Source organism: Chryseobacterium sp. R2ACT005, from assembly GCF_049949215.1.
Lineage (GTDB): Bacteria > Bacteroidota > Bacteroidia > Flavobacteriales > Weeksellaceae > Chryseobacterium.
Genome location: NZ_CP188192.1, coordinates 1,855,364 through 1,879,949, shown reverse-complemented (window position 1 = coordinate 1,879,949; position 24,586 = coordinate 1,855,364). Strand labels below are relative to the sequence as shown.

Sequence of the window (24,586 nt, the reverse complement as noted above, 5' to 3'; positions counted from 1 at the left end):
GTTTAATACTTTTTAATTTTTTGTGATTATGATTTTTTTGCGACTCCCTCCTCTTCATGCTGAATAACTCTCTTACAAATCACCACTTCATTTTCAGAAATGCTGTTTGTTGTAATGTCGTGGTCGAAATCTATATATTTTCTAAAGCTGAAAAACGATTTTTTAGTGTAAAAGATCCAGTAATAAGGTTCATTTCCTTCGTCTGAAAGATGAATAACAGAACCCGGATTCTTATGGTTATAATCATCCACTACCCTGTAAAACCAATCTCCGAAAGTAACTCCCGTTGGAAGTGTTTTCGCTTTGATTCTGAAACGGTTGGTATCTTCTAACTTTTTGCTCAATTCAACATTCAATACCATTAATCGGTCAAAATCGGCACCCTCGAAATCAGGCAGCTTCTGCTCCGGTGAATATCTCCATGTTTTATAAATATCAAAAGGAATCGTGATAAACTGGATATAACAGTAATAAAACACCATTGGAACTACAAAGATCAGCATACTTGTTGCCGCCATTACAGAATATCCCAATCCTTTACTCATCCAGTTAAAGATCAGTGTAAAAAGATACCCTCCCAAAGCAATACACGTTAATGAAAGTATAGACTCAAACAGAATACTCATTGCCAGAGATTCGATGTGCTTTTTGAAATATTTATGCAATAAATTCACATGAATAATCCCAAAAATAAGGTAAATAACCTGTGCGATGAGATACCAGTACGGATTAAAGAGATTTCCGGCAAATCCAAAAAATCCCGGAATAGCCAGGCATAGACTGCACAGAAGCACGTATATAATAATTACTTTAATTTTTATCGCAGGTTTATTTCTCCGGATTACACCCAGTATAACCATCATAATAATTGCGATTAAAGGCATTAAGATATACCTTAGAAAAATACCTTTTACTGAAGAAATTTCCATTTGTTTCTTTTCGAATTTATACTTTGTTGGTAGCTGTAAATATAATAAAATAATTTAGAGAAATGTAGAGTATCCAAGGCGGCTGGCATTTCTTCCATCGTCTTCAAGACTGAATGAATATTCCTCTTTTTCTGTAACAAAATTCTCTTCCACGTCAACTGTTACCGGAAGAAAATAATCATAGAGTGACTGAAGTACATTTCTGAACGGACTTCCCGGGATATATTTTTTCATATCTTCATATCGAATAGGACCAATATTCACCACCCAGTTTCGCTGCCCGTCCATATGCGGACCACTTGGAATATAGGTTACTCCTAATTTTGAATTTCCCAATAGCATGGAATTATCATTTTTCTCAATCTCATCAATGATGTTGGGTGAAAAAGTCACGTTTACCGGTACCTGCAGAAAAGCAGTCATACACCTTTCAAACCATTTTTTGTCTCCCCGGATCTGGTGGAAAAATGGCAGAATATGCATAAAAATATAAGCACTCTGTTTATCCAGCATCTTTATCAGAGGCCAAAGCTCACTTACCGTTTCCAATAAAGAATCCGTATTGCTCGTAATATCAAATTCTGATTCTTTAAGTAAAGCACTGATTTCCGTAAAAAAAACTTCCAGTTCAAAAGGGCGGAAAAACTTACGGGCATCATCTTCTACTCTTTTCTGTTTGCGGATTTCCCTTACCACAGTATCTACATTCTTTCTGGAAGCTCCAAGAGATGGCGGATGAAATAAGCCTTCCGGAAGATAGTCATAAATACCCTCCCTGTAACTCTCTATGGTAAATACTTCCTCATCAAATCCCAAATAACTGCTTGAAATGCTCTTTATATCCTTCAGGTAAGCACGGTCGTTCACGCCAACACGCTCAATGAATATATTACTTACCGCACGATGGTATTTCAATAGATTAACAGCCACAGCCTCAGCTTTAAAGTCTGTCTGCAGCTTATTGTAATGCATATCTACAATATTAGTCTCATACATAGTGTTTCCTCTGATTATGACTTGTAAAGATAATATATCTCATAAGTTTGAAAAAATATTTTACTAATAATTTTATCCTAAAAATAATAATTTATTGACATTAAAAGGAATAAATTCAAGCAAATTCCGTAAAAATACGGTAAATAGAAGGTTCGTTTGTTTTTTAAAATATAAAATTAACTATTCATAATCAAATGGTTAAGGGTTCAAAATTCTAGGTTTAGGGTTTAAGATTGAGATACCGTGTTTTAGGTCTTCCTTATATAAAGAACCTCATGCCCTCCTACTTCTCATCAGTTATTTATCCTCTTTTTCTGAAAAATATCAGTTTTCAAACGTAATATAAATAGGTCTTTTATTTAGATTAAATTTTATTAACATCATCTTATGGAATAAATTCAGGATAATGCATGCTCATTCCGAAAGCGGGCCGTATCTTTGCAGACTGAAAATTGTTATTTAAAATGAAAAGTATTTATTCTAAAATTCTGATTTTAGCATTCATGGCCTCTTCACTTTATTCTTATGCATGGGGATTAACGGGACACAGGGTTATTGCAGACATTGCAGAAAACCATCTTTCCCGAAAAGCAAGAAGAGAAATTAAAAAGATGATGGGAAAAGAACGCCTGGCGTACTGGGCCAACTGGCCGGACTTCATCAAATCTGATACCACTGGAGCATGGAAACAGGCTTCATCATGGCATTATGTAAATATTGATCCGATGACCGACTTTAAAGCTTTTGAACAAAACTTAAAAGCACAGGCAGGACCAAGCCTTTACACTCAGGTAAACACATTATCCAGCCAGATCAAAGACAAAAAGACTTCTGAAAAAGACAGAAAAATTGCTTTAATCTTCCTTATCCATATTATGGGAGATCTTGCACAACCCCTTCACGTGGGAAGAGCAGAAGATTTAGGTGGAAACAAAATCAATGTGACCTATTTCGGGGAAAAAACTAATTTACACTCCGTTTGGGACGGGAAATTGGTGGATTCTCAAAAATACAGCTACACGGAGTATTCTAAGCTTCTGGATATCAAATCTAAAGAAGAAGTAGCACAGATACAGTCCGGGACACTGGAAGACTGGTTGTACGATTCTCATAAAATTGCCAACAAGATCTATGCACAGACTCCTAACGATTCTAAATTATCTTACGACTATCAGTATAAGTTTAATGATACTGTAGAAAGACAACTATTGTACGGAGGATTGAGACTGGCAAAAGTATTAAATGAGCTTTTCTAAATACGGATTGTAAGTTGTGGATTAAGTAAAGACAGCTTAAAAAGTATTCTTAGATATAAAAACGAGACTTCGGTTTCGTTTTTTTTTTGTCTAAAGTTTAGGGTTTAGGGTTTAGGGTTTAGGGTTTAGGGTTTAGGGTTTAGGGAATTTACGAGGTTTTTTAAAGAATTTCAGATCCTCTTATTGATGTATACTTTGGTTTTTAAATGAAATAAATCATAACATGCTAGTTATCAATTTATTAAAATATCTCTGAAAAAATATTCATTTATTTTACTTTTTACATTATAAAAAAACACTCTACTTAAATCATTTTAATTCACTTTTTATCAATCAATTACATAAAAACAAAAAGACATTCATACATTTTACTTTGTACATTTTACAAAAAAAATAAAACTTGTGTAACCTTTTTACCTTTTCATACGTATATATTATAGTAACTCTTTTTTGAGGATAAAATAAATGAGACAATTAAAAATCACTAAGCAGGTTACCAACAGGGAAACTGCTTCATTAGACAAGTATTTGCAGGAAATTGGTAAAGTGGAACTGATCACTGCGGACGAAGAAGTAGAATTGGCACAAAGAATACGTGCAGGCGACAGAGCCGCACTGGAGAAATTAATCAAAGCCAACCTTCGTTTCGTAGTTTCTGTATCCAAGCAATACCAAAATCAAGGTCTTTCTTTACCCGATTTGATCAATGAAGGTAACCTAGGATTGATGAAAGCGGCAAAAAGGTACGATGAAACTAGAGGTTTCAAATTTATCTCTTATGCAGTATGGTGGATCCGTCAATCAATTTTACAGGCATTGGCTGAGCAGTCAAGAATTGTAAGATTACCATTGAACAAGATTGGTTCTATCAACAAAATCAATAAAGCATACGCTCACCTTGAGCAGGAAAATGAAAGACCACCTTCTCCGGAAGAATTGGCTGAAGTTCTTGACATGAGCGAGGAAGATATCAAAGAATCAATGAAAAACTCCGGAAGACACCTGTCTATGGATGCACCTTTAGTAGAAGGTGAAGATTCTAATCTTTATGATGTATTGCGTTCAGGAGAATCTCCAAGTCCTGATAAAGATCTGATGCTTGAATCTCTGCAAATTGAGATTGAAAGAGCATTGAATACTCTGACGCCAAGAGAGGCTGATTTGGTAAGATTATACTTCGGACTGAACGGAAAACACCCAATGACTTTAGAAGAAATTGGTGAAACTTTCGATCTTACAAGAGAAAGAGTTCGTCAGATCAAAGAAAAAGCAATTAAGAGACTAAAACACAATACCAGAAGCAAGATTCTTAAATCTTACCTGGGTAAATAATTTTAGCGTAAAAAATTTTATAGGCGGAGTCTGTTTTTCAGGCTCCGTTTTTTATTGTAATTCATCAATAAAGCAACTTATTTAATGTATTGTATAATTGATGTAACATTTTTAGTTGGTTCAAACAACACATCAATTTCACTTTCTTTGAGATCAGATACACAAAAAACCCGGAGAAATATCCTTCCCCGGATAACTAAGTACCGTAATATTATCGTCAATTTATTCGAAGACGATATCCCGATTTCAAAAAAACAAGCTGGTTTTAGTCATTTCTAGTAAGAGTTACTTTGTAATTTCTCGCTACGTTTCCGTTATTTATTATATTGATCTGTCCTGCAGTTGGCATAGTTACCGTATAATTAAATGCTGTTGCATTACCACCATCAGCACACCCTCCAAGGCCTGACCATGTCACAACAACAGTATTCCTTGATGTCTGAGCATATGTTGGAGAGCCAAAAGTACTGGTTAAAAAACCATTTATTCCTTTAAGACCGTAATAACTGTTAGTTGAATAACTATGAACCAAATAATTTACAGTAGTAGCATCACCACAACCGTTAACATTTGTAATAGTAAGCCTGTATAAACCATTCGGGATACCTGACAAATATAAACCATTAACGCCCGCACCAATAGTACCGCTATGAGATCTTACTTCACCAGTGGTTGAACTTTCTTGTTTCATTACAACCCCCGTAGCATCTACATAAACAGAAGACAAAACGGTTCCTGATGAGGCAGAGTTGATAGTTCTTATTCTTGCAGTCCCATTAACATCAAGAGTGTTAGTCGGAACCGTTATCCCAATTCCCACAGCTCCGGCAGGAGTTACAGTAAAATCATTAGCCTGTTGAGCTGTGGAAGGAGCTCCCGTAGAAGGGTTGTCTTTAGCTCCATCAACATGGAAAGTGCCTTGAGGGTTAGTCGTATTAATTCCAACCTGAGAATATGCCACTGATGAGATGATCAAAGAGCATATGAGAATAGTTTTTTTCCCCATTACTATTTTTTTTAATATTTAAGCCGCAATAATACAAAAGAGTAAAACCCACTTCTAAAAAATGCCTATTACACAGATATGACATGAGTATAGCACAGGTCTGACATTTTTAAATATGTCATTAATTTTATAAGCGGAGTCTGCTTTCTTGTTTACATCAGAGGTTATAAACAGGACTAATTACATTCAATCTGCAGATTTATGTAACATTCTTCACCATTTGTTCAACTAATCAAAATCATATCCTTTACTCATTTGCAATAAAATCTAAATGAGTAATTTTAGTTGTTGGGATATGACGTTGATAATACACCAAAATAAAACAGACTATGAAAAAAATACTTTTCGCCTCTATCCTGGCTTTCTCCGTAATTTCCTGCAAAGAAAACAAATCACGGCAAGCTCCTATAGTAGAAAATGCAGTTGACAATGCTGAATCTTCAGTTTCAGGATCTATTAAGAAAAATGCCACATACTCACGTGGTGGAAACCTTGTTAATGAAATCTATGAGGAACTTATAAAAAATGATAAATCCTTACAGGAACTGGACAACAGAATAGAAAACATTCAAAAAGAAACCGAAACCGCTATTTCGGAATATGATGATATTATCGGAAAATCAGAAATATACTATAATGATGCTACTACATTATCTAGCTCTGTAACCGATTCCATTACCAAAAAGCAGATTGAAGAAGAAATAAAGGCAAGCTCTAAAAAATATGATGTAAAAACACAAGCTATCAGAGATCTCATCGGCAAAATAAAGGCGAATAAAGCAGTGCTTTATGATCAATATATTGTATTCAAAATCAGAAAGACTCTTCCTGAAATTGAAAAATATCAGAATGCTCATCCTTTGAAAACAGACAGCCTTAACCAATTTATCAATAAGCAGAATCAACTGCTGGGAGAATTGAAAAAATTAAAATAAACACCATTACACCTCATGAAATATACTACAAAATGGCTCACTGATAAAGCCCGCGTTAAAGAACTGGTAGACTTTTTTATTACCCATAAAACAGATTCTTATATTTCCCATGGCGAAATGATGTCCGGCAGAGCTATTGATTCCCATCACTGGAATCCGGATCTTGAACTGATTCTTACCGAGCAGCTGATTACTGATTTTAATTCTGATGGCAGCTCCAAGCTGAATATTTTAATTGCAGAAAATGAAAATGGGGAAATTGTTGGAATGATGGTTTTCAATGTGATCAACAGCCCTTTTAAAAAGTATGCAATTCTGGAGGATATGCTGCTGGATCAGTCTGTAAGAGGTCAGTCACTTGGAAGTAAGCTTTTGGAGAAAGCTATTCATGAATCTAAAGACTGGAACATCAATTTCATCCTGTTGGAAAGCGGAGTCAACAATCATGGAGCTCACAACTTTTTTAGTAAGTATGGTTTTAAAAAGGTATCGGAAAGCTATATTTTAACAATATAAATTTAAATATGCAGCATCAAATTTTAAAGGTAAAATCCTCCCTTAAAAACTGCATAACATCAAGAGTATCAATCATCCAACAAAAAACTTATGAACACCATTTCAATCATCGGAGCCGGAATCGGAGGGTTAACTCTCGGAAATGTACTGAAACAGCATCAGTATGATTTCACGATCTATGAATCCGCTTCCGAAATAAAACCTGTAGGAGCCGGGATTATGATGGCAGTGAATGCGATGCAGGTATTTGATCAACTGGGATTGAAGGAAAAAATTGAAAAGGCTGGCAATAAAATTCACAGAATTGTTATTGCCACTGAATCGTTACAGACCATCTCCAAGACAGAAATTCTGGAATTGGAAACTCAATACAATTCATGCAATGTTGCGATCCACCGTGCTGAGCTCCAGAAGATTTTAGCTGAAAACCTTCCTTCCGATTCCATTAAACTGAATCATTCTCTACAAAAAATTGAAAAAAAAGGAAACTATATTTTAGATTTTGAAAACAGGAATCAATTTGAAAGCCAGATCGTTTTTGGAGCTGACGGCATAAAATCCCCTATCCGAAACCAGATTCTAAAAACCGGAACGATCCGTAATTCAGGGCAAAAATGCTGGCGTGGTCTTTTAGATTTCGATCTGCCTGAGAAACATCATCAGGAGGCCTTTGAAATGTGGGGAAAAGGAAAACGTTTTGGATTTGTAAAAATTTCTGATAAAAAAGTATACTGGTATGCCTGCGTGAATGAAAAAAGCTTTGGGAAATATACTGAAATCGCAGAGATTTTTAATGATTTTGATTCTTTGGTATTACAACTTATCGAAGCTACCGCAGACGAAAATATTATTTGTAACACAATTTCTGACCTCTCACCTATTCCCAAATGGTATTCTGAAAATTTATGTCTGATTGGAGATGCTGCTCATGCCACAACTCCCAATATGGGACAAGGTGCCTGCCAGGCAATTGAAGATGCTTATATCATTGGAAAACTACTGGAAAAAAATCAGGATTTCAATGCGGTTTTTGAAGCATTTCAAAGCATCAGAAGAAAAAAAGTAGATTATATTGTCAACACAAGCCGAACCATAGGAAAAGTTTCTCAATGGGAAAGAGGAAATTCAATACGTAATTTTCTGATGGGTATGATTCCGGAAAGCATCAATCAAAAAATGGCTAAAAAGATTATACAACTGGAAATGTAGAAGTCCGGTTTAAGAAAAATATAAAATTTAAAAAATTATATTCGATTTATTAATAACAACTAAAATTAAAAACATGAAAAAAATCTTTTATGTATTGCTCTTATTCATAGGAGTACATACAGCACAAGCACAGGAGGTCCCGGTACTGGACAGAGGATTATTTTTTGGAAATCCGGAAATTTCCGGAGGACAGTTGAGCCCGGATGGAAAATGGATTTCCTTTACAAAAGAATATGGCGGTATCATGAATATATGGGTAAAAAAAATTGATGAACCTTTTGAAAAAGCCCGTCCACTCACGGATAGCAAACGCCCGATGAACGGATATTTCTGGTCAGAAGACGGAAAGTATATCCTTTATGTAAAAGATGGTAACGGGGATGAAAACATGAATATTTTCGCCGTAGATCCTATGGCAAAAATTACCACCGGAGTTCCGGAATCCAGGAATATAACACCTCTTAAAGATGTTACAGCACAGATCTATATGGTGAGCAGAAAAGATCCTGATTTATTGATGATTGGATTAAATAACCGTGATAAAGCATGGCATGATTTATATTCATTGAAAATTTCTACAGGTGAGCTGAAAAAGATTTATGAAAATACAGACCGTATCACAAGCTATGAATTTGACTGGGATGAAAAATTGAGAGTCCTTTCCAAAACGGATGATAAAGGAACTACCCAGTTTTTTTATAAAGAAGGCGATAAACTGACTCCTATTTATGAGACTTTGGTAACAGAAAGTGCCTATATCTCAAACTGGAATGAAGATAATTCTAAATTCTATCTGGTAACCAACAAAGGGAATCTTGATAAATCTACCTTATTCCTGATGGATCCGAAAACCAAACAGATTACAAAAATAGAAAGTGACCCTAAAGATAAAGTAGATTTTGGAGGGCTGTTTCTGGACAGAAATACCAGAAAGATGATCTACACCTCTTACACCGGAGACAAAACAGAATACTACTGGAAAGACAAAACATGGGAGGACAATTATAAATTTCTGCAAAGTAAATTTCCTGGAAGAGAAGTTAATTTTTCAAGCTCTACCAATGATTATTCTAAATTCTTAGTTGCTGTTGGAGGGGATAAATATGCTTCTGAAGCGTATTTTTTTGATGCAAAAACAAAACAGCTGATTTTCCAGTATACCCCAAGAACAGAATTAAAAAAGGTTGAAAAGTATCTGGCTGCAATGACTCCTATTTCTTATAAAAGCAGTGACGGACTTGAAATTCCGGCATATCTGACTCTACCTGTAGGTTCATCAGGCAAAAATGTACCTGTCGTTGTTCTTGTTCATGGAGGTCCGAAGGGTCCAAGGGATTATTGGGGGTACAATTCAACGGTACAGTTTTTAGCCAACAGAGGATATGCAGTATTACAGCCTAACTTCAGAGCGAGTGGCGGTTATGGTAAAAAGTTCCAGAATGGCGGAGATCTTCAGTGGGGAAAACTGATGCAGGACGATATCACATGGGGCGTAAGATACCTGATTGATAAGGGAATTGCAGACAAAAACAAAGTAGTGATCATGGGAGGAAGCTATGGTGGATATGCAACACTGGCAGGTTTAGCCTTCACTCCGGATGTATATGCTGCGGGAGTAGATATTGTAGGACCAAGCAACCTCTTTACTTTATTGGATTCTGTACCTGCTTACTGGGAAGCGGCACGTGCTTTCCTGTACGGAATGGTAGGTGATCCTAAAACCGAAGAAGGTAAAAAACGTATGCATGATGCCAGCCCTTTATTCAGTGTGGATAAAATCAACAAGCCATTATTGATTGTTCAGGGAGCTAATGATCCAAGAGTGAAGCAGGCTGAAGCAGATCAGATTGTCATTGCGCTTCGTGATAAAGGGAAAAAGGTAAATTACATTCTTGCTGATGATGAAGGCCATGGATTCCGTAAGCCGGTTAACAGCATGGCAATGTATGCTGAAACGGAGAAATTCCTTGCTGAAGTAATCGGAGGTAGATATCAGAAAGAAATGCCTGAAAATGTGGCAAAACGCCTGAAGGAAATGACCGTTGATATTTCAAAGGTGACTTACACACCCAAAAGCGAAAAAACTGCAGGAGCTTCTAAATAAAGTTTCTATATAATAAAACAAAGCCATCTCATTTTTACGAGATGGCTTTTATTTTTTAAGTCCTTATCTTTCATTTTCAACCTGCATTTGCTCTATCCAACGGACCATTTCTTCTATCTGTTTTTCGGAAAGTTTAGCTTCCGGATGAAGATAAGTATAAGAGGTAAGCGGCATTTTCTTCTGTTGTATCTGATGAGCAATAGATTCTAATTTATTGGCCTGTTTACGACGGCTGTAACTACCCCATTCATTAAAATTCAATTCTTCTTTTCCTTTTGTAATATGTTTTTCAAGATAATAACTTAAAGGCTGTATATAGGAATAAAACGGATAATGAGTAGAATTGCTATGACAATCATAACAGGAATTTGTAAGAACAGATTGCACATTCTCAGGAAGTTTGTACACCTTTGAAATATCTGTTGAAGGAACCTGCCCGTAATCAATATTACGGGCAGGCTGAATGATCTGAATAAGTAAAAAAATTAGAACAAACCCTAACAATATGTTTTTCATGTGTCGGTTCATCACTTTTTACAATTTTAAAATACTTTTTTTACAGATCCACAGTTGATCATTTTTTGCCCTTCATACGGATTGATGATCTCTTCCGACTCACTGATCCAGGTTCCTCCTTTTCCATTATTGTACATTGGACAGAAGTCCTGGTATAATTTTAATCCGTCGGTTCCTTTTTCTTTGATTAAATCGGCAATATCATTACTCAGGGACAGCAGATGTTCTCTCTGATGGGCTATATCGTCAGATTTTTCACCTATATGTTCTGCATTCTCTGCTGCACTTTCCAAAATATCTTTTACTTCAGAATTTAGCTTACTTCCATCCTGTTTTTTTAAGATAGAATACAGTTTTTTAGCTTCTAATGAAGCGGTTTTAGAATCATCCTTTGTTAAAGCATTTTTTAAAGGCAGATACCCCTCCACAATTTGCTTTATTGAAAATACTGAAGAAACTGTTGATTTTTTTATATCTTTTTCAGAATCATTCTCTGCTTTTAGTGGTACAGCTTCTACAGACTCTTCCTGCGTTTTAAGATCAGTTTCTGCTGCCTTTTTTGAGGAACTGTTTTTATTACACGAGTATAAAAGAACTCCTACTAAAAGAACGGTTAATATGTTTTTCATTTTTTTTTAAATTAATTTTATAAAATTCTATTGTGTATCAGTAGGTTAAAGTAACACCTGCACCCCAGCCCATTTCATTATCATAGTTTCCGGAAACGGATAACCATTTTTGAAGAATATATCTCATTCCTGTTGAGAATTCCCCATCAGAATTGACACTGAAATTTCCTCTCAGTCTTCTGGAAAGTGGAATATCCTCACGGCTCAGCTCCAATAATACTTTTCCGTTTTGGTCCACACTTGCATCAGCGGTAATCAACATGGGAAGTACATACTGCATACCTATCATGAATGCAAATTTGTTTTTGGAAGCTTTCTGCTGTCCGAACCAGGTTTTTTTACCATGAAAATCCATACCCATATCCTCTGTCATCTGTCTTTCCATGATCTCATGATTTTTTTGAACTCTGACTCCTGCATAAGGAAGCGCCCATTGGAATTTTCCTAAGAAGCGTCCTACTTTTGCACTTCCTTCAAAATGATCAAAATTCCAGTTGGAATGAAACTCGTTAAGGTTTGCCCATCTCGGTCCGAACATTGTCATTGTTTCTGCATGAATTTTATTGCTTGCTATATCCAGCATCGCCATAGAACTGGTCATTGTATTATCCTGTATAAAATTTTTCCAGGCTAATTTTCTGTTCGGAAGCTGTGGATTCGGTTTTGAATTTTCATAACTGAAAACTCTTCCCATTCCTGCCATCATATGATATAAAATATGACAGTGGAAAAACCAGTCTCCATCCTGATTGGCAGCAAACTCTATTGTTACGGTTTCCATCGGCATGATATCCACTACATTTTTCAATGGAGAATACTCGCCTTTTGAATTTATTAATCTGAAATCATGACCGTGAAGGTGCATCGGATGACGCATCATAGAATTATTGTATAGTTTAATTCTAACAATCTCTCCTTTTTTAATCAGAATTTTATCTGTCTCTGTAACAGTTTTGTTGTCCAGCGTCCACAGATAATGGTTCATATTTCCTTCCAGCGTAAATTTCATTTCACGAATGGTATCCGTAGGAAGAATGGTTTTTTCAGGAGATTTTAAAATATTGTAAGACAATCTCTTGATTGTTTTTTCTTCCTTCATCTCCATTTCTGAGTGTTGAGAGTGATCTTCTTTTTTATCTTCCTTTGTCTTCACTCCCATCATTTCATTGATATGTTTCGCTGTAGTTTTTCTTTGATTTTCAGATAATTCCGGGTACATCACTTCATTCATATCCATCATCTGATTTCCCATCGTCATATTCATCGGTTTCATATTTCCGCTCATCTCCATCATGCCGTTCATCATTTTCATTCCTTCAAAAAGCATCAGCCTTGGAAGATTGGGTGCTTCAATTTTTTCACCTGAACCCAGCCAAAGGGAAGCATGTCCTATTCTATCTTCAGAAGTCGCTCTGAATTCAAAGCTTTTATTCTCAGGAATGGTAACTTCAATGTCATACGTTTCAGAAACCCCAACAATCAGACGGTCAACTTCTACCGGGACAACATCATTACCGTCATTTCCAACTACTTTTATCTTTCCTCCACCATAATTCAGCCAGAAATAAGTGGATGAACCTCCATTGGCGACTCTCAATCTTACTTTATCACCAGCTTTTAGATTAGAATAATCAGAACTGGGAGTACCATTAATCAGAAATTTATCATAATAGACATCACTTACATCCATGGCTTCCATTCTTTTCCATTCATTCAATGCTTTTGTCCCGAAGTTTCCGGACTTGATGGCTTCCCAATAACTCTGCACTGCATTTTTCTTTACCGCATACCAGTCTGTATTGGCCATATGAAGTCGTCTTGCAATCTGCATGGGATCATCATCACTCCAATCGCCCAGCAAAACAGGAATTTCCGCATTGTATTCTGTTTTAGGCTCACCTTCTCTTTTATTGAAAACCAGTATTCCATTCATTCCTATCTGCTCCTGAAGGGCTTCATGGGAATGATACCAATACGTTCCGTTTTGGGAAACTCTGAATTTGTATAAGTGGGTTTCTCCCGGTGTCACAGGTTTTGTAGTAAGATAGGGAACTCCATCATGCTCATTGGGCAGAATTACTCCATGCCAGTGCAATCCTGTATTTTCTTTAAGCATATTGTGCAGGTAAATCTCGGCAGTATCTCCTTCTGTGAAATATAAAGTAGGAGCCTGAAGTTTCCCATTGATCGCAATTGCTCTCCTGTTTTTTCCAGTGAAATTGACAATGGTATCTTTTACATACAGATCATAACGAACTGTTTTTCCACCAAAAGTAATTCTTCCGTTTTCAGAATTACGTTTTAAAATAGATTTCTCCTCTTTCGGATTTTCTGCCTGTACATGAGAATGATCTTCCTTTTCAACCAGATCCATCCCACATTTAGGACATTTTCCCGGCTTATCGGAAACTACTTCAGGATGCATCGGACAGGTATAAGTAGTTTGAGCTTGAGTTAAAACCTGGGTTTTAGCTGGTGATACAGCTTTTTTCTCTGGCTGAACAGAAGGCTTTATTACTTTTGCTTTCTCAGCCTTATTGGTTTCCTTTGTTTTACTTGCCTTTTTAAGGTCTCCATTTCTCTCAACTTTTACCTTATTTATTTTTGTTTCTGCAGGCTTTGTCTTCGTTTCTGTTTTAAGTATAGGTTTCGCATAAGGCTTTACAACGACCGTCTTTTTAACCAGAGTCATTCCGCATTTCGGGCAGTCTCCAGGTTTTGAGGACACCACTTCAGGATGCATCGGACAGGTATAATATGTTTTTGTAGTTTGTGCGAAAGTAAAAACAGAGAATAAAAGCACCAGAAACATTATCAGTTTTTTCATAATATTTCAAAGTTTTTAGAAGCTGTACAACTTAAAGTTAATTATAACTTAAGATATACAACTTATTATTTTAAAGAATAATAGACTAATTATTTAATCTCTGACTTTACACTTCCGCATGAAAGCATAGACTTCCCGTAGTATGGATTAAGGATCTGTTTTTCGTCGCTCAGCCAGCTTCCGTCAGCCATTGGGCAATATTGTACATAGACTGGTTTTTCAGAAAGTTTGAACTGCTTGGTCAAAGCGATCATATTATCTGAAAGATTGAAAAAAGTTTCTCTTTGGGCAGCAACGTTTCTTGCTTCAGAAATAGCAGACGCATCTTTTCTCAGAACATTCAGGTTACCTTCTGAAACCATTTTATAATCAATGGTTGAAGCTGTTTTAATGAATTCTGTTGCGGCTTTTGATGTTTTGTCAGCATCATCTGAAGCTAACGCTGATTTGATTGCGATATAGTTCTGATACAGCTTAGAAACCTGAGCATCCTTTTTAGATTGTGCTGATAATGAAATGATTGAAAATAAAGATAGGGCTGCTGTGATGATATATTTTTTCATTGTTTTAAATTTTAGAATTAATTTTTAATAAAGAATAATGGTAACGCATCAGAAATATGCGTCAGAACATGTCGCCAGTAACTGTATACGGTAATGATACAGAAAACGACAGACGGATTCTAAATTCTAAAATTACAATGATTGATGTAGATAGGAACCGGCCGGTATTCTGGTGGTCCATTAATCTGAATTTGAGTATACTTGGTTACTGAAAAAGATTTGTCAACAACAGCAAACTGATGTTTCACCGGGACTTCTGAAATTGAACTTAAAAAATCGATGTTCAGAAGATCAGACTTCTGGGAATCATCTACTTTTACTACTTTGATCTCTGTTTTGCAGCATCCTTTTTTGTCTTTAGCACCGCATTTAGCACAGATACCATCAGTTTTCTGGCTTACAGAAACAAATTCCTTCATGCAATAATGAATGCTAAAAGCTGCTCCGGAAGAAAATCCGAAGTAGAAAATAGAAAACAATATGGCAAGAATCTTTTTCATTGATAAGACAAAATTAAAAATATCTTTGAGACCATTGTTATAAAATTTGGTAATGTTGTTATAAAATTCGGGCAAAATAAAAAGCTTCCGAATTTTTCCGAAAGCTTTTATTTATTTTTTGAGAGATTAAAGTCAACTTCAACCTCTAATTTTTACAGTTTGAACTCCAGTTTCACATTGAAGAAACGTCCTGTAAGACGTACCGGAACCGGATACATATAATTGCTGTTATAATCGGTGATCCATTGGTTCGCTACCGTGTTGTTGATGTTGAATGCGTTGAAAACCTGAACTCCTAATGTCAGTTCTTCAAAATTACCCCAGAAACCAGATCTCTTATTCTTTTCTTTCGGATCGATAAATACTTTTGTCAATCCTAAGTCTACTCTTTTATAGGCAGGAAGAGTCTGCTGATAATTATAAGCAGAACCAAAATCCGGCTGCCCGTTACTGTTGAATAGTACAGGAGCTCCTGTAGGCATTCCCATAGCATAGACCAAAGTAAGATTCACACGCATAGACGGAAAGCTTGGCATATAATCCTGATAGAACATGGCAAATCTCAATCTCTGATCTGTAGGTCTCGGAATATCTCCCCTTCCATCAATATTTTCATATACTCTAGCATAACTTGCAGACAGCCAAGAATCTACACCAGGCACAAATTCTCCGAATAATCTGGTATCAATACCATACGCATATCCTTTGGAATTATTCTGCCCGGAATAACGGATTCTCACATTATCCATATAATACGGAATCAGATTATCCATTTTCTTATAGTAAAGCTCTGTTGTAAGCTTAAATGGTCTGTCATACATCTGGAACTCATAATCGTTGGCAAGAATTACCTGGATAGAGCGCTGTGACTTTATATTAGAATTAAAATTACCGTCTAAATCTTTAATTTCTTTATAGAAAGGAGACTGATAATAGATCCCTCCTGAAATTTTGAACAAGATATCACTGTCCCAATCAGGCTTTATCGCAAACTGGACTCTTGGAGAGAATATTGTTTCTTTATTGAAACTCCAGTTGGCAACACGTACTCCGGCATTTACAAACACTTTGCTCGCTCCCCAGTAGAATTTCTGCGAATACTGTGCATAGGCTGAAAGTCTTGTAGGTTCAATATTGTTTTGTCCGGCAATATAATAAGCAAGCTTAAGATCTCCTGTAGTTCCTGTTCTCGGATCAATAATTTCCGGTCTTGGAATACTATATCCTGCGGAATCTACCAATTTCCACTCATTGGTAAGATCTTTCAGGTTTTCTTTCTCATATTTAAATCCAACTTCAAAGTCGGTATTTACATTAGGAGAAAATTTGGCTCTGAACTGTGTTCCGTATGTTCTTACAAATAAATCATTCCTTGCATGTTCTATCTGTCCGCCAACATCAAAAGATGTCACAGGCTGCTGTGTTACCGGATCAAATGTCTGAAGCTCATATGCTGACTGTATTGTATAATATTCTCTTTCTCTGTTCTGATAGGCAAAGGCATCCAAAGTAAGCTTCCATTTGTCGGTCGGCTTATAATTCATGGAGAATGTACCCATCATATTTTTATACTGGTCATTTTCTTTACCAGCATATCCTATATTTACTGTAATAGGCTGTTGAAGGCTTCCGAAAGTAACACTTTTTGCTTTAGGAATCATTTCGTAATCATTCTTGGAATAATATCCGATGAATGACACAGAGAATTTATCACTGACATGATAATTCAGATAAGACTGGAAATCCCAATACGTAGGGTTAAAGTCTGTATCTTCCTTCAAGGTATTAAGAACAAGATTGGTATTTCTGTATCTTCCGGAAAATAAAGCTGTAAATTTTTTATTTTTTGAAGCCAGCCCTGTTGTCAATCTGCCTCCAATTAAACTAGCCTCTCCTGAAACTTCAAATTTTTCAGGTTCACGGTAATAAATATTTAAAGCAGAAGACATTTTATCACCATACTTGGCTTCAAATCCTCCTGCAGAGAAATTCACTGCAGAAACCATATCCGGATTGATGATGCTCATCCCTTCCTGTTGAGAGTTTCTGATCAGGAAAGGTCTGTAGATCTCAATATCATTGATGTAGATAAGGTTTTCGTCATAGTTTCCACCACGAACCATATATTGGGAAGACAGCTCGGTATTGGAGTTTACGGAAGGAAGTGTCTTAAGCAATCCTTCAATTCCACCGTTGATAGAAGCTACAGATTTTGCTTCTTTTGCTGAAATTCTCACATTGGTAAGGTCGTTGGTTCTTCCTGTTGTTTTTTTCTGGAAGACAACTTCCTCTATATCGGTCACTTTAGTGGTCGCTGTATCCTTTTTTCTTTGTTGGGAGAAAATAAGCATAGGGACCATAAGGCTTAGCGGTAAAACTAGTTTTTTCAAAAGAAATGTTTTAGAATTTCTAAAATTAATGTTTTTTTAACAATTACAAAATCGATTCTCTAATTCTTGTTAGTTTTTGTAACAAATCTTCTAATAAATCTAATCTTAACATGTTGGCACCATCAGACAATGCTGTTTCCGGTGTAGGGTGTGTTTCTATGAAAATTCCGTCTGCTCCTACTGCAATTCCTGCTTTGGCAACGGTTTCAATAAGGTCCGGTCTTCCACCTGTAACCCCTGAATTCTGGTTAGGCTGCTGCAGAGAGTGTGTAACATCTAAAATAACGGGAGCATATTCTCTCATCGTAGGAATTCCTCTGTAATCCACGATAAGGTCTGTATATCCGAAAGAATTTCCTCTTTCAATGATCGCTACTTTCTGGTTATCAGAATCTGTTACTTTCTGAACAGCAAACTTCATGGCTTCCGGTGAAAGGAACTGTCCTTTTTTCAGGGTAACACATTTTCCTGTTTTCGCTGCTGCAATTAATAAATCAGTCTGGCGGACAAGGAATGCGGGAATCTGCAGAACATCTACATACTGTGCTGCCAGAGCTGCGTGTTCATTTTCATGAATATCTGTTGTTGTAGGAATGTTAAATGTCTCTCCTACTTTTTTTAAAATTTCCAGTGATTTTTCCTCTCCAATAGTGGTGAAAGAATCTACACGGCTTCTGTTGGCCTTTTTGAAGCTTCCTTTAAAAATATAAGGAATATTATATTTATCCGTGATATTGATTACTTTTTCAGCAATTCTTAGTGCCATATCTTCCCCCTCAATAATACAAGGTCCGGCAATAAGGAAAAAGTTCTTTGAATCTTTGTGCGAAATATTATCTAAATACTGAATCATTTTATTGTAATTAAAAAGTTCAGTAAAAATACTGAGAAAGTTTCACAAATGGAAATTATTTGATTGCTTTAACAAGCTATGGTTGCAATAGTTTTTGAGTCTTTTGGATTTTTGAATTTCCTATTATTAAATTGATAGATGCTTCGACAGGCTCAGCATGACGTCCCTAATACTATCTGTTATATTAATGTGAAAACTATGATAACCAGTATAAACAACCAGTGTAGAGAACATATCGGAATTTGCGTTACAATAAGGTTATTTTATAGCGATGTCATGCTGAGCCTGTAGAAGCATCCGCAATATTTTATTTAGAATTTCTTCAGAATCTTCTCAAACGTATTCACATTTCTGCTGGTAAACTGATCTTTAAGGCTTTTTTTGCCCAGTACCTTTCCAAAGGTAGAGTCCAAAGTATTGCCTTTCGGAACCTGCCAGTAAAATATATCATTGACAATTTCTGCCTTTTCATTTTCAACCTGAGCAGCTTTTTGAAATTCTTCCATCAGAACTTTTTCAATCCCTGGAATACCAACAAAGCCATAAATATGAAGTTCTTCATTCTTTTCAAAAGGGATACTTTTCCAGAAAACCTCAGTCTCTTCCTGAGATTTTACAAACAAAAATGCTTCATAAGAAAAGTAATCTGACATTGCCTTTTCCAGAATCACCTTTAAATCCTGAGTATTTTTATCCGAAGAAAAAACAATATTTCCTGAAGCCAATATTGAAACCACATCAGTCATTCCGGCATCTTTAAAGACCTTGCAGACATCAGCCATTTTCATATTGGTTCCTTTTACGTTGACACCACGGAGAAAAGCACAGTATTTCATTTTTTCAGGGATTAGGGATTAGATCATAGGTTGCAGGGTTTGGAGTTAAGGGAGTTCCTTATTTTTTAAATCTTTAAATGCTTAAATATTTTAATCAACTCTAATGTACAAATTATAGTCTGTACCGGAAGGTTTCAGGTTGTAAATTTTCTCTAAAATTTTATTGTCACTTCTCAGATGATCTTTCACTCTGAATTCTTTCAGAAGCTTATAATGAGTTTTATAGTACTCTGAATTTGTATTGTTCCCGTCATATAGATTTTGGTAAGAAAGAAGGTATTTCGGTTTTCTTGTCTTTACCGTATTGATCCAGTAATTTACTTTGTCTTTTTTTATCTCCTCCTGAATCTGCTTATCTACCAATCCAACCTCATCAATCGTTTTTAATCCTGAAAAATAAGGTACATAACCAGCAGGTTCCAATAGGATCCACTGGTTTTTATCCTTTTCATATTGATTTAAAAAGGTACCAATCGTTCTGCGATAGTTCCACTCTCCGTTTCCGGTTGCAATACAGTGAACAGTCTGGAAAACAAGCATCGGAAAAATATAAAATACAACAAGTAATGACAGCCATAGATTTCTCTTTTCTTTCTGTTCCAGTACAAAAATAAGAATAGGAACGAAAAGCAAAAGCTGAGGCACCCAGTAATACCAGTCGAACAAGCTTTTCTGAGAAATAAAAATAATCTGTTTTACCCATCCGAAAATGAAGATCATCCATAAGAAGTAGTTTCTCTTTTCTCTTTGTCTGATCAGATAAACGAAGCAAAGAAGTTCAAAAATCAATATTACAACCGTCATAGGATTGAAATCTCCGGGAACTTTCAGCATTCCCCAGAAGTTTCCGAAGCTCTTAAAAAAGTAGCCGATATGCTGCTGGATCGTAAAGTTCTCGCTATAAAGAAGTTTTTTTGCTGTAATGGTATTGTTAACCAATTCGCCAAAGTAAAACCAGTTGAAAGCAACTGTGGATAAAACACCCAGAATTCCGCCAAAAATATAGTTCCATCTGATTTTTCTGTTCCAGAACATATCTACGAGAAATACAATTCCCAGGAATATCACAGTATCAATTCTTGTAAACATAATTAACACCGGAAGAAGTGTCAGCATCCATTTTTTTCCTTTATGGAAACCATAATACAACAATGACATCTCGAGGAAAAACAGAATTCCATATTCCATTCCGAGAATTGAAATTTTAATGGCCGGAGGTAAAATGCCGATCAAAAATATAAAGATTGCCTTGTGCCACGGGTTTTTAAGAACCAAATGGGAAAGAAGCAACGTTCCTATCGTAAACAATATAGAATTGAATATTAAAAGAGGTTCAATAAAGTTTTCTTTTCCAAAAACAAGATTGAAAAGGTAAGATACAAAAACATAAAAATGGGTAGTAGATGCAGAAATTTTGACATCACCATTGAAACCGATTACTCCGTAATCCAGTAGATTCTGGGCCACTCTCCAGGTAATAAACGCATCTTCCTGGATATAATGTGTCAGTAAAAAAAGAAGTTTAAAAGCAACTGTAGCAATTACGGCATAGATAGGGAACCTGCTATTTTTTGTTTCAGCCATTATGTATTTTTAATTTCACAAATATAATCTTAATATTCAGGAATCCCAATAATAAAAAACGGGACCGAAGTCCCGTTTTAAAGTATGTTATTTAGTTGCTTTGATAATTGCTGTCGTTATCTGATTTTCTTTTTCTTTTGAATACGTAGAATCATATGGTTCCATCACATCAAATAAGTACTGATAGAATGGCGTGATCTGCTGAACATTTTCAGACTCTTTCATCGCCTTTTCTTTGCCCATTTCCTGAAGATCTTTGACAAATACATTGAACTTCTTGTCAATAGGCTCTATAGATTTTACCAGATAAGCATATCCTTTTTCTTTCTGCCCGATCTTCGTGTAAGCATCCGTTACAGCAGCTACTACAAGAGAATATTCCATAGGTTTTGTTCTCATCTGTCTTCTCAGGTAGCTTTGATCTGCTTTGGAAAGGCTTAAATAATAATCGTATTCTTCAAAGATTCCTTTTTTAAGAACCTCAGCAAGCTGAAGACCTTTCTGCTCCTGTCCTGCAATAATATATCCTGATACAATTGAGCTTAATGAACGAGGGTCGTTATATTTCTCAGCAGGAATTTCTTTTGCCGCAAGATCCAGAATTTCTAATGCTTTAGCTTTCTGTCCGTTTAATGCAAGTGCAGCAGCAGCTCTGCTCGCCGACATTCTATAGCTGATAATATTGGAAGTCGCTGTTTCATCAAAGTGAACATTTAAGTTTTTGAAGTTCCCCCATCTGAAGCTTTTCACTACGTTATAAAGAGAATTAGCATCTACTCTTCCCATGTCTCCATCAGCTGTAGGAGGTGTTTGGATGGGAATTAATCTGTAGCTGAATCCGTCAAACTGAAGGTAATCGTTCAGATAGAAAATATTCTCACTGTCATAGATACCTCCTGATGAGAAGTTGATTGGACGTTTCCAATCAAAGTTTGCCAAAAGATCCATCAAAATAAGGTTGTTCTTATATAATGTATTTCCTTTGTAAGTAATCATGATCTGATTCGCAACATTCGGAAGATCTTCTTTGTTGATGATTCCTGCTTTTAAAGCATTTTCTTTATTTACCGGAAGAATGAATTTATTTACCGGAAGAATATTATACTTTTCAAATTTCTCTTCCCCAAAATACATTTTCAACAATTCGTCTTTCTCAGGAGATTTGAACTTAATGAAATTGATTGCTTCTTTCAATGTTAAAGAATCCTGAGTAAGATACTTTCTGAAAGACTGGAATTCTGTCTCAGGAGCTCCCTGCTCTTTCAACATAGAGAAAACACCTTCCCAATCTTCTTTCTTCATCATATAGATCTGGTCATTTACACCGTCTCTGTAATCTTCGTGGGCCAGCTGGCTAGGGATTCCCATAGCGTTATAAGTTCTTCTTTTTATCTGATCAAGGTTCCATGGAGTTGAAGCAAGGGTAAAGTTCACTACCTTCACATCATCTCTGAATCTTTCTGTTTCCTGGATCGCCCAAACCGGGTAAGTATCGTTATCTCCGTAAACGAAAAGGATATCGTTTTTCGGTAATGATTTTAAAACTGAATACGCGTAATCATACGCTGTATATCTGTTGCTTCTGTCATGAACATTGTAGTTCTGGAAGCCCATCATGAAAGGTACACCTAATAAAACCACTCCTAAAGCAATATTAGCTCCGTTTGATTTTATTTTAGACTGCAGGAACCATAAAATTGCTCCTGCTCCCATACCAATCCATATTGCAAATGCGTAGAATGAACCTACCATTGCATAATCTCTTTCTCTCGGTTCAAAAGGTTTTACTCCTGTATAGAAAACAATCCCGACACTTGTTAAAATAAATAAAGATAACAGTGCATAGAATCTTCCGAAGTCTCTGTTTAACTGGAAAAAGAATCCAATAAGACCTAAAATTAACGGAAGGAAGAAGAATTTTACGGTACTTTCATTTTTGAATTTAGCAGGCATTTTATCCTGGTTTCCTACAGTTACATTATCTATAAAAGGAATTCCTGAAATCCAGTTTCCTTTTGTGCTTTCCATGTTTCCTTCAAGGTCATTCTGTCTTCCTACATAGTTCCACATCAGGTATCTTACAAAGTAATATCCATTTTGGAAAGAAATGAAATACTCCATATTCTGAAGGAATGAAGGCTTCTGAACATTGATAAGGTTATAAGGTTTTACTTTCAGATAATCTGCAGCAGTAATTGACTTGTCTTCATATTTTGCTCTCAGCTCGTCAAAAATCTGCTTGGCCTGTGGATTATCTGCCACATCTTCATTAGCATAATTAAATGTAAAATCAGGCGCACCATACATTGAAATATAGTTAGCCATTACATCCTTATCCTCATTAAACATTCTCGGCATTAAGCTTACCTGAGATTTATTGAAGACATAATTGAAACGGTCTCCGGTCTTTCTGTACGTTCCTGTTTTTTCATCTTTTTCGTAGATCTCTCCGGTTTTTTGTGTCTTAAAGCTTCCGTCTTCGTTTTTCTCAATTCCGTTAGCATCAAGGAATGCTGTATAGTTTTGTCCGTAGATTGTAGGCCAGTCACCATACTGCTCTCTGTTATAATAATCCAGCATACCAATTGCAGTATCCGGATCATTAAGGTTCATCGGTGGATTAGCATTGGCTCTGATAGGAATAACCATCCAGCAAGAGAATCCGATCATCATGAAAACTACAGATAAAGCTGCAGTCTGGTAGATGTTTTTCTTTGCTTTCTTTGCATATTTGATTAAGAAATAGCAAATCGCTACCATTAAAACAAAAGCGGCAATCGTTCCAGAGTGGAAAGGAAGTCCAAGACCATTCACAAAGAAAATCTCAAGTCTTCCGAACATTGTCATAATCAAAGGGAAGATAATTTTGAAAACAATAATCAAAATCCCCAATGTAATAAGGTTTGCCCAGATAAAATTTTTCCATGTAAACTTGTAGTTTCTTGCATAATATACCAGACATACTGCAGGAATTGCCAGCATACCCATCATATGCACCCCTACAGAAAGTCCTAAAACGAAGAAAATAAGAATAATCCATCTTTCACTGTCTCCCGCTTTGTACTCATTTTCCCATTTGGTGATCAACCAGACCAAAAGCGCGATAAACATAGAAGCCATAGAGTAAACCTCTCCCTCTACTGCTGAGAACCAGAATGTGTCTGAAAAGGTAAAGCAAAGTGCCCCTACCGCTCCGGCAAATAAAATAGAGATTTCCTGATGTTTTGTAATTTCTTCAAAATCTTTGTTCAGAAGTCTTCTCACAAAGTGTGTAATCGTCCAGAACAAAAATAAAATAGTCAGCGCACTGAACAATGCAGACATCGCGTTGATCACGATAGAATAATTTTCGCCCTTCCCTAATGCAAAAATGGCTGCCACGGCACCCACTATCTGGAATAAAGCTGCTCCGGGAGCGTGCGTTACTTCAAGTTTTACTGCAGAAGAAATGTACTCGCCACAATCCCAAAAACTGAAATTGGGTTCTATGGTGGACAAGTACGTGAAAAACGCAATGACGAAAATCACCCATCCTGAAACGGTGTTCCATTGCCTAAAAGTCCAATTTTTCATAGTATTAAATCAATTATGCGAAAATAAGGCTT

At 36.1% G+C, this 24,586-nt stretch carries 19 protein-coding genes; 6 read left to right on the top strand and 13 right to left on the bottom strand.

The window, feature by feature from the left end:
- Positions 1-26: 26 nt before the first annotated feature.
- Together ACPF63_RS08665 and ACPF63_RS08660 are read right to left on the bottom strand one after the other, a co-directional pair.
- Complete coding sequence (locus tag ACPF63_RS08665) at positions 27-929, bottom strand: TssN family type VI secretion system protein (RefSeq protein ID WP_077417149.1); 903 nt, start codon at positions 927-929, stop codon at positions 27-29.
- Positions 930-983: 54 nt separating this feature from the next.
- Positions 984-1,925 (bottom strand): type VI secretion system baseplate subunit TssG, encoded by a 942-nt coding sequence (locus ACPF63_RS08660; protein ID WP_426482702.1) that lies wholly within the window; start codon positions 1,923-1,925, stop codon positions 984-986.
- Between the two features lie 464 nt (positions 1,926-2,389).
- Between ACPF63_RS08660 and ACPF63_RS08655 the strand changes: the two genes are divergently transcribed.
- On the top strand, positions 2,390-3,181 hold the full coding sequence (locus ACPF63_RS08655; protein ID WP_077417147.1) for a S1/P1 nuclease: 792 nt from the start codon (positions 2,390-2,392) through the stop codon (positions 3,179-3,181).
- 465 nt (positions 3,182-3,646) lie between these two features.
- Positions 3,647-4,513, top strand: a complete 867-nt coding sequence (locus tag ACPF63_RS08650; protein WP_002979276.1) for a sigma-70 family RNA polymerase sigma factor — start codon at positions 3,647-3,649, stop codon at positions 4,511-4,513.
- Between the two features lie 265 nt (positions 4,514-4,778).
- On the opposite strand, the gene ACPF63_RS08645 is transcribed toward ACPF63_RS08650, so the two are convergent.
- Positions 4,779-5,519, bottom strand: coding sequence for a hypothetical protein (locus ACPF63_RS08645; protein ID WP_426482701.1), 741 nt, complete (start codon positions 5,517-5,519; stop codon positions 4,779-4,781).
- 329 nt (positions 5,520-5,848) lie between these two features.
- On the opposite strand from ACPF63_RS08645, the gene ACPF63_RS08640 reads away from it, so the two are divergent.
- The 4 genes from ACPF63_RS08640 (at position 5,849) to ACPF63_RS08625 (ending at position 10,283) form a co-directional block, all read left to right on the top strand.
- On the top strand, positions 5,849-6,454 hold the full coding sequence (locus ACPF63_RS08640) for a hypothetical protein (protein ID WP_426482700.1): 606 nt from the start codon (positions 5,849-5,851) through the stop codon (positions 6,452-6,454).
- 15 nt (positions 6,455-6,469) lie between these two features.
- On the top strand, positions 6,470-6,970 hold the full coding sequence (locus tag ACPF63_RS08635) for a GNAT family N-acetyltransferase (protein WP_426482699.1): 501 nt from the start codon (positions 6,470-6,472) through the stop codon (positions 6,968-6,970).
- A 90-nt stretch (positions 6,971-7,060) separates the two neighbouring features.
- Entirely contained in the window at positions 7,061-8,179 is a 1,119-nt protein-coding gene (locus tag ACPF63_RS08630; protein ID WP_426482698.1) for an FAD-dependent monooxygenase, read from the top strand.
- A gap of 73 nt (positions 8,180-8,252) precedes the next feature.
- Positions 8,253-10,283, top strand: a complete 2,031-nt coding sequence (locus tag ACPF63_RS08625; protein ID WP_426482697.1) for a S9 family peptidase — start codon at positions 8,253-8,255, stop codon at positions 10,281-10,283.
- Between the two features lie 63 nt (positions 10,284-10,346).
- Here ACPF63_RS08625 and ACPF63_RS08620 read toward each other — a convergent pair whose 3' ends face one another.
- From ACPF63_RS08620 to ACPF63_RS08575, 10 genes are all read right to left on the bottom strand, one after another.
- Entirely contained in the window at positions 10,347-10,799 is a 453-nt protein-coding gene (locus ACPF63_RS08620; RefSeq protein WP_426482696.1) for a heme-binding domain-containing protein, read from the bottom strand.
- A 26-nt stretch (positions 10,800-10,825) separates the two neighbouring features.
- Positions 10,826-11,428 (bottom strand): DUF3347 domain-containing protein, encoded by a 603-nt coding sequence (locus ACPF63_RS08615; RefSeq protein ID WP_426482695.1) that lies wholly within the window; start codon positions 11,426-11,428, stop codon positions 10,826-10,828.
- Positions 11,429-11,465: 37 nt separating this feature from the next.
- A complete protein-coding gene (locus ACPF63_RS08610; RefSeq protein ID WP_426483205.1) occupies positions 11,466-14,240 on the bottom strand; it encodes a multicopper oxidase domain-containing protein in 2,775 nt (924 codons plus the stop codon).
- 104 nt (positions 14,241-14,344) lie between these two features.
- On the bottom strand, positions 14,345-14,818 hold the full coding sequence (locus ACPF63_RS08605) for a DUF3347 domain-containing protein (RefSeq protein WP_077417135.1): 474 nt from the start codon (positions 14,816-14,818) through the stop codon (positions 14,345-14,347).
- Between the two features lie 119 nt (positions 14,819-14,937).
- Positions 14,938-15,318: an HYC_CC_PP family protein gene (locus ACPF63_RS08600; protein ID WP_257468919.1), complete on the bottom strand. Its 381-nt coding sequence runs from the start codon at positions 15,316-15,318 to the stop codon at positions 14,938-14,940.
- A gap of 152 nt (positions 15,319-15,470) precedes the next feature.
- Positions 15,471-17,708, bottom strand: coding sequence for a TonB-dependent receptor plug domain-containing protein (locus tag ACPF63_RS08595; RefSeq protein ID WP_426482694.1), 2,238 nt, complete (start codon positions 17,706-17,708; stop codon positions 15,471-15,473).
- Between the two features lie 43 nt (positions 17,709-17,751).
- Positions 17,752-18,561 carry a 3-deoxy-8-phosphooctulonate synthase gene (gene kdsA / locus ACPF63_RS08590; protein ID WP_047385197.1) on the bottom strand — a complete coding sequence of 270 codons (810 nt, stop codon included), beginning with the start codon at positions 18,559-18,561 and terminating at the stop codon, positions 17,752-17,754.
- 311 nt (positions 18,562-18,872) lie between these two features.
- On the bottom strand, positions 18,873-19,397 hold the full coding sequence (locus ACPF63_RS08585; RefSeq protein ID WP_426482693.1) for a DUF1697 domain-containing protein: 525 nt from the start codon (positions 19,395-19,397) through the stop codon (positions 18,873-18,875).
- A gap of 90 nt (positions 19,398-19,487) precedes the next feature.
- Positions 19,488-20,981: a hypothetical protein gene (locus tag ACPF63_RS08580; RefSeq protein WP_426482692.1), complete on the bottom strand. Its 1,494-nt coding sequence runs from the start codon at positions 20,979-20,981 to the stop codon at positions 19,488-19,490.
- 87 nt (positions 20,982-21,068) lie between these two features.
- Positions 21,069-24,554: a glycosyltransferase family 117 protein gene (locus ACPF63_RS08575; protein ID WP_426482691.1), complete on the bottom strand. Its 3,486-nt coding sequence runs from the start codon at positions 24,552-24,554 to the stop codon at positions 21,069-21,071.
- Between the last annotated feature and the right edge of the window lie 32 nt (positions 24,555-24,586).